This window comes from Oceaniserpentilla sp. 4NH20-0058, from assembly GCF_040371755.1.
In the GTDB taxonomy this organism is placed as follows: domain Bacteria; phylum Pseudomonadota; class Gammaproteobacteria; order Pseudomonadales; family Oceanobacteraceae; genus Bermanella.
The window spans coordinates 414,641-427,798 of record NZ_BAABWE010000001.1; the positions used below are offsets into that span (position 1 = coordinate 414,641).

General features: G+C 41.1%; 12 protein-coding genes. 3 read left to right on the forward strand and 9 right to left on the reverse strand.

Annotated features, from left to right (window positions below):
* On the reverse strand, window positions 1-723 hold the full coding sequence (locus ABWV45_RS01895) for a TetR/AcrR family transcriptional regulator (protein ID WP_353348116.1): 723 nt from the start codon (window positions 721-723) through the stop codon (window positions 1-3).
* A gap of 127 nt (window positions 724-850) precedes the next feature.
* On the opposite strand from ABWV45_RS01895, the gene lexA reads away from it, so the two are divergent.
* The gene (lexA, locus tag ABWV45_RS01900) at window positions 851-1,453 is read left to right on the forward strand and encodes a transcriptional repressor LexA (RefSeq protein ID WP_353348118.1); all 603 of its coding nucleotides are present in this window, start codon (window positions 851-853) and stop codon (window positions 1,451-1,453) included.
* 47 nt (window positions 1,454-1,500) lie between these two features.
* On the opposite strand, the gene ABWV45_RS01905 is transcribed toward lexA, so the two are convergent.
* The 7 genes from ABWV45_RS01905 to ABWV45_RS01935 all read right to left on the reverse strand — a co-directional run bounded on the left by ABWV45_RS01905 (window position 1,501) and on the right by ABWV45_RS01935 (window position 8,528).
* Window positions 1,501-1,749 carry a hypothetical protein gene (locus ABWV45_RS01905; RefSeq protein WP_353348120.1) on the reverse strand — a complete coding sequence of 83 codons (249 nt, stop codon included), beginning with the start codon at window positions 1,747-1,749 and terminating at the stop codon, window positions 1,501-1,503.
* A 93-nt stretch (window positions 1,750-1,842) separates the two neighbouring features.
* On the reverse strand, window positions 1,843-2,289 hold the full coding sequence (locus ABWV45_RS01910; RefSeq protein ID WP_353348122.1) for a DUF6586 family protein: 447 nt from the start codon (window positions 2,287-2,289) through the stop codon (window positions 1,843-1,845).
* Complete coding sequence (locus ABWV45_RS01915) at window positions 2,289-2,840, reverse strand: YfaZ family outer membrane protein (RefSeq protein ID WP_353348124.1); 552 nt, start codon at window positions 2,838-2,840, stop codon at window positions 2,289-2,291. The genes ABWV45_RS01910 and ABWV45_RS01915 overlap by 1 nt, the downstream gene beginning before the upstream one ends.
* 150 nt (window positions 2,841-2,990) lie before the next feature.
* On the reverse strand, window positions 2,991-4,880 hold the full coding sequence (gene htpG / locus ABWV45_RS01920) for a molecular chaperone HtpG (protein WP_353348126.1): 1,890 nt from the start codon (window positions 4,878-4,880) through the stop codon (window positions 2,991-2,993).
* 112 nt (window positions 4,881-4,992) lie between these two features.
* The gene (locus ABWV45_RS01925; RefSeq protein ID WP_353348128.1) at window positions 4,993-5,433 is read right to left on the reverse strand and encodes a PaaI family thioesterase; all 441 of its coding nucleotides are present in this window, start codon (window positions 5,431-5,433) and stop codon (window positions 4,993-4,995) included.
* Window positions 5,434-5,435: 2 nt separating this feature from the next.
* Entirely contained in the window at window positions 5,436-5,918 is a 483-nt protein-coding gene (locus tag ABWV45_RS01930; protein ID WP_353348130.1) for a PaaI family thioesterase, read from the reverse strand.
* A 690-nt stretch (window positions 5,919-6,608) separates the two neighbouring features.
* A complete protein-coding gene (locus ABWV45_RS01935) occupies window positions 6,609-8,528 on the reverse strand; it encodes a sensor domain-containing diguanylate cyclase (protein ID WP_353348132.1) in 1,920 nt (639 codons plus the stop codon).
* 246 nt (window positions 8,529-8,774) lie between these two features.
* Between ABWV45_RS01935 and ABWV45_RS01940 the strand changes: the two genes are divergently transcribed.
* Together ABWV45_RS01940 and ABWV45_RS01945 are read left to right on the forward strand one after the other, a co-directional pair.
* Entirely contained in the window at window positions 8,775-10,265 is a 1,491-nt protein-coding gene (locus ABWV45_RS01940) for an aldehyde dehydrogenase (protein ID WP_353348134.1), read from the forward strand.
* 323 nt (window positions 10,266-10,588) lie between these two features.
* A complete protein-coding gene (locus tag ABWV45_RS01945; protein WP_353348136.1) occupies window positions 10,589-11,800 on the forward strand; it encodes an acyl-CoA dehydrogenase family protein in 1,212 nt (403 codons plus the stop codon).
* A gap of 106 nt (window positions 11,801-11,906) precedes the next feature.
* On the opposite strand, the gene ABWV45_RS01950 is transcribed toward ABWV45_RS01945, so the two are convergent.
* Complete coding sequence (locus ABWV45_RS01950) at window positions 11,907-12,704, reverse strand: SDR family NAD(P)-dependent oxidoreductase (RefSeq protein WP_353348138.1); 798 nt, start codon at window positions 12,702-12,704, stop codon at window positions 11,907-11,909.
* Between the last annotated feature and the right edge of the window lie 454 nt (window positions 12,705-13,158).

Consider the following 13,158-nt stretch of genomic DNA (forward strand, 5'->3'; position numbering starts at 1 on the left):
TTAAATTTTAAAGATAGAGTTTGATAATGTTTGTAGTTGCTCATATTGGCGGCTGGGCTCATCTTGCTGAACCCCAAAACCATCTAAAAATATGTGCAATGACTCAAAAAAAAATTTTTTAGGATCATCAAAACCTAAGCGAGAAAGCTCCCAACCATTAACCATTACATCTTGGACGCCCCACTTCATAGCCCACCAGCCAAATGCCGCGGCTTTTACTTGTTCAGGTGCAAGATCAGTTTGGCTAGCAAACAGCCCCATAACTTTCGACAATATAGTTTGATCAATGAACGACAACTCGGTTTGCAGCGGCTCGCTTACTTTGCTTTGAAAATCTGGAGATTTAGCCCGGGATAATAATCCTGTCAGCACAGGGTGACGTTCTGCATTTTTAAAAAATGCCCAGCTCACCAAGATCACCTGATGGCGCAACCCTTGACCATGCTCAAGCGCCACATCAATTAGGTGGAGTAATCGCTTTGCACATTGAATCACCAGCTTAGTTATCACATCTTCTTTACAACCAAAATGCTGATAAATGGTTCCTTTCGAGTAATCAGTGGCATTTGCAATACCTTGCATGGTCAACCCTTGAAACCCTTTCTCGTTTAATTGGGTTAAGGCCACATCTAGAATCAGCGATTCTCTATTTAGTCTTACTTGATCTTTATGATTCACAGGCTTCAACTTATGACCTACTTCATATTTTTGACGAACCGTCATTTTTTGACGAACCGTCAAATTAGAATAAAGAAACTATGCGGTCAACCCTTTTTTAGGCAATGACTTTACACAAGTTAAACACTGTATATAATCACAACATGTATATAAAAACAGATAAGCAGCCAACATGATCAAACTTACCGCACGTCAGCAAGAAGTTTTAGATTTAATCAAGCAATCGATCGAGTCCACTGGCTTCCCTCCAACACGAGCCGAAATCGCTCAAGAATTAGGCTTCAAAAGCCCTAATGCTGCTGAAGAACACCTAAAAGCACTCGCTCGCAAAGGCGCAATAGAAATGACACCAGGTGCCAGCCGGGGTATTCGCCTTGCTCAACATGAAAGCGGTTTACCTATTATTGGTCGCGTTGCCGCTGGCGAACCAATATTGGCACAAGAGCATATTGAGCGCTATGTAGAGCTACCTAGAGAGTTTTTTAAACCCAATGCAGACTTTTTGTTAGAGGTGCACGGGGACAGCATGAAAGATGTAGGTATCATGGACGGCGACTTAATCGCAGTGCATAAAACAAATCTGGCACGTAATGGCCAAATCGTTGTAGCCAGAGTAGGCGAAGAAGTTACTGTAAAACGATTTGTGAAGAATAATAACGTAGTGCTATTGCAAGCAGAAAATAGCGACTATCAACCAATTGTGGTTGATTTAGAAACTCAAGACATGGAAATTGAAGGACTTTATGTAGGTGTCATTCGCCAACACATTCAATAACCATCACCAAAAAAAACGCTGCCTTAGCAGCGTTTACTTAATCTGCGTTAGTGTATAACACGATGCTCTAAATCGGCGATGGCCGAGGTATCTTCCACCTCTACACCACTTAACTCACCTACTTTACGAACACCTGCCTCAATCATGGCTTTTGCTATTTCAATGTGTTGCTCAGGAAAACTTTCTTTCGCATCTACAGAAAATGTTATACGAACTAAAGGCTCACCTTCACCGTCACTGCGCTTAAGGGCAATATCGCCATCGGATAGTTCTACAATTTCAAATACAGAGGCCATGAAAAACATTCTCTCAAAACAGGTGACACGATACAAAGGGGGCGGGAGTATATCACTGCAAAAGCATGCCTCCAACGCCTAAAATCTTGAGGTTTAGTTTTCTTGGTAGTGTAAACGCATACGTTGTATGGTTTTTTCTAATTCAATCAACCAGTTACGCATAAGACTGACATAGTCCGACTGGCTAGAAATTAATTGTGCCGAATGTGTAACAACACCATCATCCAGCCCAGTTAATAACATTCTTTGATACTGTTTTAACAATGCAGCTATCCAGCTACTAGAGTCCTGCTGTAAAAGTGCCAACTCATACAACTCAGCAGGTAGGTCAGTTCGCATGAATAGCTCTTTGATATCTTCAAATGGGGCTAAACGATATTGACCCACCAGCTCATTAGCAAATGAAACAACACCAGTATACAAATGAGATAAAGCGCCCTCTTCTAGCTGACGCTTATCTTGCCCTGCAGCCTGCTCAGCTTGTGCTAGGCAACTGCGAGCAAAAAACACCACTTGGTTAGTTCGACTGACAGCACTCATTAGAAGTTAATGCGCAGTCCAAAGTGGCCATTATTTGCAACTTCGATATCTAAAGCGTCTTCATTGGCTTCGATAAAGCGATAACCTAAATACACCATGGCTGTAGGCAATAACATGTACTCGACACGGGCACTCACATCCACCATATTTTCAGTATCCGAAAACGATAATACACTAGGCGCATAATACGCATGGCCAGCAAACCCTAAACCATTAAGCTCAGGTGGTGCATATCGCACAAAACCGCCTACAGCTAGCGCACCGCCATCACCAGCATCATTGAAATAACCATAAACCTTGCCGCCTACGCCGATGCGAAGACTACTTTTCGAATCACGTACATCCACCGCATTCAAACCAAAAGTAATTAGTTCGCCGTCTTCTTCGTGATAAAGAAAACCAGCGGAGATATGCATAGGACTGCCCATACGGGTAGCGTCGTACTCTAAACCCGCTGTTTCATCATTTATACTCAAATCTAAAGAACCGCCCGCATATACAGCAGAGCTAAGCAACAAACCAATTGGGGCCAATAGGTTCAGCAATTTCATGTATCACCTTTTAAATATATGTATGGTTATTATGGCGCTATCATACGATAAGCTTATGGATAAACCTAGTCACCCTTTTGGGTACTGGCCTAGGATCCGCCACAAAAAAAGCCCAGTGCAAAACACTGAGCTTTTTTTGATCAAGCTGACCTACGCGTCTAATAAACCTAGTAGCAATTTATTAATGCGATCCACATACCCTGCTGGGTCTTGTAATTGGCTACCCTCTGCAAGCTGTGACTGCTCATAAATGATTTCGGCCATTTCTTTGAAACGGTCTTCATCACTTTGTAGATCCATCTTAACAATAAGAGGATGCTCTGGATTTACTTCAAGTACACGCTTTGCCTCTGGCAATGCCTGACCAGCTGCTTCCAACATACGACGCATTTGCATGCCCATGTCGTCTTTACCAACCACTAAACAAGCTGCGGAATCGGTTAAACGGTTAGAAATGCGTACATCTTCTACTTTGTCACCTAATGTATCTTTAATGCGTTGAACTAATGACTCATTTTCTTTTTCGGCTTTTTCTTGTTCCGCCTTGTCGGTTTCATCAAGAGCCAAATCACCTTTTGTGATGTCTTCAAACGTTTTACCTTTGAATTCACTTAAGTGAGAAATCATCCACTCATCTACACGATCCGTTAATAGAAGCACCTCAATACCCTTCTTACGGAATACCTCTAAGTGAGGACTGCGCGAAGCCGTTAAGTAGTTTTCAGCGGTTAAGTAGTAAACTTTATCCTGTGACTCTTCAGCACGCTCAAGATAGGCATCCAAAGAAACCGACTGCTTATTGTCTTCGCCTTTCGTGGATGCAAAACGGAATAGCTCTGCGACTTTTTCTTTATTAGCAAAGTCATCAGCTGGCCCTTCTTTTAGTACTTGGCCAAACCCTTCCCAGAACGTTTGATATTGCTCAGGGTCTTTTTTCGCAAACTTTTTAAGCATATCTAAGATGCGCTTAGTTAATGCTGTGCGCATTGAACTAATGCTGGCGTTATCTTGTAAAATTTCACGACTGACGTTTAATGGTAAATCGTTACTATCCACGACACCTTTGATAAAGCGTAGGTATGGCGGCAAGAATTGCTCAGCATCGTCCATAATAAACACACGCTGAACATATAATTTAAGTCCGCGATTGCCTTCACGGTTCCATAAATCAAATGGAGGACGCTTAGGTACATACAACAAGCTGGTGTACTCTAAGGTACCTTCAACTTTGTTATGAGACCAAGTTAAGGCATCTTCGTAATCATGGGCAATGTGCTTATAAAACTCTTGATATTCTTCTTCTTTAACATCACTTTTGCTACGAACCCATAGGGCTTTAGCCGAGTTAACCGCTTCCCATTCTGTTTCAGCTGGTGCTTCTTCCTCACCACTGTGCTCTTTAATCATTTGTACAGGAACAGCTATATGGTCTGAATACTTTTTCACTAGGCTGCGTAAACGAATGCCATCAGCAAACTCTTTTTCGTCTGCTTTCAGGTGCAAAGTAATTTGCGTACCTCGATTCGCTTTTTCAGCGCCTTCAATGGTGAAATCACCTTCACCTGCGGATGTCCAAAGCATGGCTTCTTTGGTATCAGTACCCGCACGACGAGTTAATACTTCAACTTTATCGGCAACGATGAATGAGCTATAAAAGCCCACACCAAACTGGCCAATCAAGTGCGCATCTTTTTTATCATCGCCACTTAGTTTTTGTAAAAATGCAGATGTGCCTGACTTAGCAATGGTGCCTAGGTTTTCAATCACTTCATCACGGTTCATACCAATACCGTTATCAGAAATGGTTACCGTATTGGCATCCGCATCAAATTCAATGCTCACACTTAAATCAGGATTGCCTTCATATAAAGCGTCATTATTAAGTCCTTCAAAACGCAGCTTGTCACATGCGTCTGAGGCATTTGAAATTAATTCACGTAGGAATATCTCTTTGTTGGAGTATAGAGAGTGAATCATTAAATGAAGCATTTGCTTCACTTCAGTTTGAAAGCCTAAGGTTTCTTTTTGTGCTGTGGTCATAAGACTCCTCACTGTCCTTTTTATCATGCAGAGGAGCCTATATGAGGTCTGGAATTTCAAATTCAAGGGGAATCTAGAAAAAATCCTAGTAATCAAATTTATCCAATTAGGATTAAGGTGCCAATAAAAAATGTGCTCTGGCGGTTGCGACCGCTTCTTCACGCTTTGTTTGCCACGCGTTTATGATGACATTCGCCACCCTGGAGCCCTGACGGATTACCTGACATTCCGCAAAGGTATCACTGCCACCACGCACAGCGCGCAGATAATCTAGTGAAAAATCCACAATTTTAGGCATAGCTGGCGTATCCAGCATCATCATAAGATGCAGCGCGGCTGACATCTCCATAAACCCACCAAGAACACCGCCATGCACAGCAGGTAAAATAGGATTACCAATATTGTTAGGATTATCTGGCAACCTAAACATGACATCGCTGCCAAAACGCTGGAAATCCATACCTATCAACTGAGCATAAGGTATTGCGAAAAGTACAGGTTGATAATCTCCTGCTTCATGAGCGGCATGTAAGATTTGTTCAAAATTCGCCATGATTAACCTTCTCCCTCGTCGCCCAATACCGCTTGTTTAAAATCCGGTGGTGACAAGTGACTACCGATTCGCATAAATGTCCCAACACAATTAGCCACAGGCTCACCCACGTCTCCTTGATGTACAGTGCATCGTGTGAACACCACATGGCGACTTACACGGTAAGCCTCAGCAAAAGCAAATATCGACTTATTTGGCTCTGCAGCACGTATGTAGTCCACTCTTAAGTCTAACGTTGGGCACAACTCAAATTCAGGTAACGCATTAATCACCATGGTTCCGCACGCTGTATCCATTAAAGTGGTTAGCACTCCCCCATGAATCACTCCTGTAGATGGGTTGCCTACGTGACTCTCATTATAAGGCAACTCAATGGTTAGGCTCTCTTTACTGGCCTCTTGCACCACCATGCCCAATACTTGGCAGTGACGTAGTAAGCCTATAAATCGCTGTGCGCGACCTAAATACGGGTTGCTTCTACTCATATGAATTTAAACCTTAGTTGTATCTAACTTAAGCATAGACGGAATAACTGACCGGTGGTTATACAACAAAATACGACACCGCCAAAGCCCTCCCGGCCTAAAGGTATATTTTCACCGCTATTTTGGACATATTTATCAAGATGATCTCATGCTCCATAAAAAATCTAATCCTTACAGCATTAAAATAAGACTAAACAGAATCTAGAATGCGAGTATATTTCACAACTTCGAACAAGACCTCATTGACACAAAAACAAGCTAAATGGAAACACGAAAAAAGCACATCTATAAGGTAGGACGATAAACGTAAAATTGATCTACAAATAAAACCAGCCATTTAATACCTGCGTCAATTACACATAGGATTTTAAAGGATAATTCGTCCGTTACTTTTAGGGTAAATATCAACCACACTTTTTAGGTTCCATCAGAAATCCCATTAATAATAATGATCTGGGCACTGCAACCTGTTTAATTTACATAGGATTGTCCCCCTTTTTTCTTTTCATCCGTTGATAGTCATGGCTGGGGAGCTTTTTCCTAGAATAAAAACCTATACAGCCTAAGCGGTATGTGTGTAGGTTATGCAATTAGATCTGCGATTTTGGAAATGTGATTACATATAGGAAGGATTACAACAACACTTTAAACCAATATTACTCAATTATATCTGATTGCCTGATGTGTTAACTAAACAACAGCGTCTCTACTCCCTAAGTGCACTCTGTTTCGTCCTGCTTCCTTAGCTTGATAAAGGGCTGCGTCCGATGCCTTAATAAGTAACTGAAAATCAACATCTGTTTCAGGCACCCATGCTGCCACGCCAAAACTAGCCGTAATGTTTAAAGTATGGCCTTCGTCATGTATTTCCAATGCCTCTACAATTTTACGAGCCTTTTCAGCCACTAATTGAGCATCTTCTACACTAGTATTAGGCAATAAAAATACAAACTCTTCACCACCATAACGTGCAACCATATCCACAGAACGATTGACGACACTTTTTAATGCCTTAGCAATTTCTTTAATGCAGGTATCACCTACTGTATGTCCATAGCTGTCATTTATAGTTTTAAAGTTATCAATATCCACAATAATCATGGCTAAGTTTTGTTGCTCACGACGGGCTCTTCTACACTCGCTCTCAATTGCTTCATCAAAACCACGACGATTAAATACTTGGCTTAATTGGTCAGTTAATGAAAGTTTTGTTAAATCTGCATTAGCAATTTCTAACTGATCCATTGCCTCTTCGTATTGCTTGGTTCTAAGCTCAACTTGTTGTTCTAACTTTTCATTAATATTGCGCTGTAATGATAGTGTTTCCTCTTGTGCAACAATTCGGCGGCGACGCTCAGTACTAACTCTTTTAGCTAATACTAGAGCTTCTTCTTGTGCTGCCGCAGTTTGCTCACGGCCTAAGTTAATTCTGTAAGCAAGAGCATAAGAAAGTAAAACAAGCTCAATCACCATCCCAATCATTTGAGAATATGTCGTAAATAAGTTGTATTCTAAAACCCCACGACTCATCAAAATAAACGTGATGGTCCCTATCATCAAAAAGAACCATGAAAATAAGTAAATCACAGCAATTCGATCACGCTTTAATGCTAAATAGACCGACATATAAATACCAATCAAGGTCGTAATAATGGACATTAAGCCCATAATTGAAACCAAATAAATAGTATTGTAAAAAATAAAAGAGAATACAATGCTAGCCCACACAGCGAGAATTGATGTATTCACCCAAATAATCCAACCACCATAAGATTTTAAATTTAAAAATTTCCTAAAAAAGATGGTGGCTGTTAAAAAGGTCAACGATGCAAATAAATAAACCCCTTCATTAATCAGAAATAAGTTATCCTCCCAAATATAAATTTGTGCGATACCCGTAATACATAAGATATAAAGCAAGGCCGAAAACACATAAACACAATAATAAAAATACGTAGGATCTCTGAGAATTGAAAATACGCCTAAATTATAAAACAACATCACCAACAACGACCCTACCACCAAGCCCATTGTTATTAGATCTTGCGTATTGTGCTTTTTAAAGTCACTTTGTTTAGATACCATCATTGGCACGAATATGACATTAGTGGTTTGAATTTCTAGGTATACGTCATAAATTTGTCTTGGCTCAATATCGATAGGAAAAACAAGGTGACGACTCTGCTCGTAGCGATCCTCAAATGGGTAATGCAAACCAAGAACTTTACTCCCCCATAAAGCTTTTGTTGATTGATTAACTGTAAAAATTCTAGCTCGCTGAGTGATCGCCAGTCGCAGCGTCAACACCCAAGGGTCTATTAGCGCTTCGGAAGCTTTGATTTCGAACTTAAACCAAACAGAGCCGCCTTTGCCAACCTCACTGCTTTCAATATGACGTAAAGGTTGCCAGTTTTTTTGAGCGATTTTTCTTGGGAGGGATTCAGTATCAGTAGATGCCACATCAGATATCCAAAATTGGATGTCTTTAATATCACTATCATTAATATCGTTACTAATAACAGTCACAGCAAAAGCCGCAGGTGAAATGAAACACAAAATACCAGCTAAAATTAGAAAACGGTTTAATGCACTTATTAATGGGTTGAACATAATCACCATCATGTAAACAGTCAATCCGATCTCAGATTTACTACAAATGTATTAAAAAAGCATAAGAAGAATACACAGCAATGTCCAATTTAAGGCATTTTTTATCTGAAATCCCGTACTAAGCACCATATAGTCGCATTACGTCCAGATACCCCTATGGCTATATAGACAGATAATTAAGTAACTAGCAGTATAGGGGTATAGTTCCTTTAAAATCGCACGTTCACTTACTATCGAGAAGCAATCATGAGCGATGTAAATAGCATTAACTGGATAAAACTAACACAGCACATTAAGCGACCGAATCAGGCCATCATTAATGGCATGAATACTGATTCAACCAGTGGTCGTACCCTAGAAAACTTTAATCCGGCTAATGGTCAAATTTTAGACCATGTTGCTGATTGCACACCTGAAGATGCAGACTTAGCGGTAAAAAACGCCCGGGAAGTATTTGAAAGCGGTGTATGGTCAAAAATGGAACCCAAAGAGCGTAAACTCACCATGCTCCGTTGGGCCGATTTGATTGAACAGCATCAAGCTGAGATCGCCCTATTAGAAAGTTTAGATGCTGGTAAACCCATTAGTGATACTTATGACATTGATGTACCCAGTGCATTGAATACCATTCGCTGGACGGCCGAAGCCATTGATAAAGTCTATGAAGAAATCGCCCCGACCCCCCATAACACCATCGCGCTAGTCGAACGTTTACCATTGGGAGTGGTTTTAGCCATAGTCCCTTGGAACTTCCCACTTTCCACCACTGCTTGGAAATTAGCCCCAGCCATTGCCACTGGAAATAGCGTTATTCTAAAACCAGACCCTAAAACCCCAATGACGGCCTTATACATAGCCCAGTTAGCGTTAGAAGCTGGCCTACCAGCGGGGGTTTTAAATGTATTACCCGGTGACGGAATCAGTCTAGGTAAACATCTATCATTGCACCCTGATATTGATGGGCAGACGTTTACAGGCTCGACTAAAGTCGGCAAATTATTAATGCAATATGCTGGTCAATCCAACCTTAAACGTACATTCCTAGAATTAGGCGGTAAGAGCGCCAATATCGTATTTGCGGATGCCGATCTAGATGCAGCAGCTGAAATGGCTGCCATGGGGGTATTTTACAACTGTGGCCAAACGTGTACTGCGGGTACTCGAGTATTGGTGCAAAAAAGCATTCACAAAGCATTTGTTAAAAAAGTTCTACACTACGCACAACAGTGGCAACCAAACGATCCTATACACCCTGAAACGTGCATGGGAGCCATTATTAACCAAGCCCAGCTAGACACTATTCAGCGATATATCGAAATAGGTAAAAAAGAAGGAGCAAAATTAATTTTAGGTGGCAGCATAATCAAGCAAAATGGCGGCTATTACCATCAAGCCACTATTTTTGATCATGTTGACAATAATATGCGCATTGCACAGGAAGAAATCTTTGGTCCAGTCATGACCATCATCCCTTTCAAAGATGAAGCCGATGCCATACGAATTGCTAATGACTCTCCTTACGGCTTAGCTGGGGCAGTTTGGAGCCAGAATATCAATACTGCATTGAAAGTCGCTAAAAGCGTACGCACAGGCACCATGGGTGTTAACAACTACTTTGGTGGTGATATCACCGTCCCATTTGGTGGATTTAAAGAGTCTGGTAATGGTCGTGATAAATCCATACACGCCATGAATGACTATACTGAATTAAAAACCACTTGGATTGAGCTTAGCTAAGCTAGGATAAAAACAAGCACTCAAGCAAAGTAATGACGTCATTGCTGTCGTCAACATGTACATTGGCCCCTCCTTGAAGGCCAAATCCGCACACCTAAACCCCAATACGTACTCTCAAGTAGCGGTGATTCACCCTGCTTATTCAAAAATCCCCTTATATTTATGGAGGTTTCGGGATAATTCATAAATCAAAACTGATATATATCATCTATTAATACCTCTAATGCAAATGTATTCAAAATATAAATTTCCTAAATACTTCTATTGGGATTATGCTTATCCCACTAGATAGAAATAAAAAACCACACAATAGGAGCCGTATCATGGAATTTGAATACAGTGACAAAGTAAAAGGCCTGATAACTAAACTTGAAGCATTTATGGATGAGCATATTTATCCGCGCGAAACAGAGTACGCACAAGTGCTTGGAACAATGGAAGATCGCTGGGACATTCACCCTATCGTTGAAGAATTAAAGCCTAAAGCTAAAGAGGCCGGCCTTTGGAACCTTTTTTTACCTAACAAAGAATTCGGTGCCGGTTTAAACAACCTTGAATACGCACCATTAGCTGAAATCATGGGGCGTGTTGTATGGGCACCTGAAGTGTTTAACTGCTCAGCCCCTGATACGGGTAACATGGAAGTATTTTCAACTTACGGTACAGAAGCACAAAAAGAAAAATGGTTAAAGCCATTGCTTGCAGGTGAAATTCGTTCTGCTTTTGCTATGACTGAGCCAGAAGTGGCTTCTTCAGATGCGACAAACATCGAAACCTCTATCGTACGTGATGGCGACGAATACGTAATCAATGGTCGTAAATGGTACATCTCTGGCGCCATGAACAAGCATTGTGAAATCATGATCGTAATGGGTAAAACAGACCCTGAAAATCCAAACCGTCACACTCAACAATCACAAATTCTTGTGCCAATGAAAACCCCTGGAGTTAAAATCGTACGTCCAATGCAAGTATTAGGATGGGATGATGCGCCAGAAGGTCACGCAGAGATTTTATTCGAAAACGTACGTGTACCTGCTGAAAACATCATTCTTGGTGAAGGTCGTGGTTTCGAAATCGCTCAAGGCCGTTTAGGGCCTGGCCGTATTCACCACTGCATGCGTTTAATTGGTCAAGCACAACGTGCTCTTGAAGCCATGTGTCATCGCGCTGATAGCCGTATTGCATTTGGTAAAAAACTAGCCGACCAAGGCTCTGTACGTGAAGACATTGCTCGCTCTTCATGTGAAATTGAACAAGCTCGCTTGTTAACCCTTAAAGCCGCTAACACCATGGATCTTTACGGTAACAAAGTTGCAGCTGAAATGATCTCACAAATTAAAATTGTGGCACCTAATATGGCCATCAATGTAATTGAACGTGCCATTCAAATGCACGGCGCCATGGGTCTTAGCCAAGATTCATTCTTGCCACGTGGCTTTGCATCTGCACGCTCTATTCGCTTAGCGGATGGCCCTGACCAAGTTCACATGTCACAACTTGGTAAGCGCTTAATCAAACGCTACACCGCTTAATAATTTTATTATTTAGCACAAAAAAGGCGTTACTTTTTAAGTAACGCCTTTTTCGTTTTTTAAACACTGTGAAACCACAGTGCCTAACATTCATAAAACCAAGATATTAATGGCCACCGTCATTGGCACCCGCAGCGGCTACTTGTCCACCATCCAATACAATCGTATTACCTGTCATCCAAGCTGTTGCTCGTGAAGAAAGATAAATAGCGGCACCGGCTGCGTCTTTTGCATCACCCATACGTCCACGGGGTAAATTACTGGTTAATTCATCATGCATAGCCTGATCATTGGCCAAAAAAGCGGTCATATTACTAGGGAAGAAACCAGGAGCAATGGCGTTAACGTTTACATTATCTTTAGCTAAATCCACAGCTAAATGCTTAGTTAAATGAATAACAGCTGCTTTAGATGACGAATAAGAATAAGTTTGCATACCTGGGTGAGTTAGACCGTTCACCGATGCAATATTAATTACACGGGCTGGATCTTCATATGTGGCTGCATTTTTTAGCGCAGGGAAAAGTTGTTGAGTCAAAAAGAAAATAGACTTCACGTTTAAATCCATTACTTTGTCCCAGTTTGCTTCTGAGAAGTCTTCAAATGCAGCGCCCCATGTGGCACCTGCATTATTGATCAAAATATCAATTTTTTCTTCACGTTGTTTGATTTCATCTGCAAACGCGGCAACGCCTTCGTTAGTGGATAAATCAGAACGAATGGCAATACACTCACCTAAAGTCCCTAATTGCTCTTGTGCGGCTTTTAATTCAGGCTCTTTACGGGCAGTAATGTAAACCTTTGCTCCGTTTGCTAATAAACCTTGCGCCATCATGGCGCCAATTCCACGAGAACCACCAGTAATAACCGCTACTTTACCCGCCACATCAAATAAATCTTTCATTTATTCCTCCTTCTTTCAATTAAGCGAAATATTGCTCACAGGATAATATGATTTTTTACACAGAAATGTCACTTAAACCCTTTAAATAGAAATGAATTAAACCGTTCCACAAAACCCTCTCACAAGTCAAACAAACGGTACTCAGAAAACCCTGTGCAAATTTTACAAATATGTGAACAACTTAATCTAAATGACTAAACACACCACTAAACGTTGGCCACCAACAGGCTAAAACAAGATACCAGTGCCACCCAAATTAGATGCTTTGTATAAAATTTAAGATCAATCGACTAAACCAGACAAAACCCCCTACAGCCCCCGCATTACTTGTATTCACATGCCAGTTATGTATTATGCTTCCCTTGATTTTTTATGGCAGCCTCTAGGTAAGCCCCCTTGATTAGGGGTTTGGCCTACATTGCTGCCTTTTTGCGTTTAGGCTGCTGGGGAATGA

Coding starts and splice junctions, on each gene's coding strand:
- ABWV45_RS01895 (WP_353348116.1), bottom strand. CDS start 723: ATGACGGTTCGTCAAAAATATGAAGTAGGTCATAAGTTGAAGCCTGTG.
- lexA (WP_353348118.1), top strand. CDS start 851: ATGATCAAACTTACCGCACGTCAGCAAGAAGTTTTAGATTTAATCAAG.
- ABWV45_RS01905 (WP_353348120.1), bottom strand. CDS start 1,749: ATGGCCTCTGTATTTGAAATTGTAGAACTATCCGATGGCGATATTGCC.
- ABWV45_RS01910 (WP_353348122.1), bottom strand. CDS start 2,289: ATGAGTGCTGTCAGTCGAACTAACCAAGTGGTGTTTTTTGCTCGCAGT.
- ABWV45_RS01915 (WP_353348124.1), bottom strand. CDS start 2,840: ATGAAATTGCTGAACCTATTGGCCCCAATTGGTTTGTTGCTTAGCTCT.
- htpG (WP_353348126.1), bottom strand. CDS start 4,880: ATGACCACAGCACAAAAAGAAACCTTAGGCTTTCAAACTGAAGTGAAG.
- ABWV45_RS01925 (WP_353348128.1), bottom strand. CDS start 5,433: ATGGCGAATTTTGAACAAATCTTACATGCCGCTCATGAAGCAGGAGAT.
- ABWV45_RS01930 (WP_353348130.1), bottom strand. CDS start 5,918: ATGAGTAGAAGCAACCCGTATTTAGGTCGCGCACAGCGATTTATAGGC.
- ABWV45_RS01935 (WP_353348132.1), bottom strand. CDS start 8,528: ATGTTCAACCCATTAATAAGTGCATTAAACCGTTTTCTAATTTTAGCT.
- ABWV45_RS01940 (WP_353348134.1), top strand. CDS start 8,775: ATGAGCGATGTAAATAGCATTAACTGGATAAAACTAACACAGCACATT.
- ABWV45_RS01945 (WP_353348136.1), top strand. CDS start 10,589: ATGGAATTTGAATACAGTGACAAAGTAAAAGGCCTGATAACTAAACTT.
- ABWV45_RS01950 (WP_353348138.1), bottom strand. CDS start 12,704: ATGAAAGATTTATTTGATGTGGCGGGTAAAGTAGCGGTTATTACTGGT.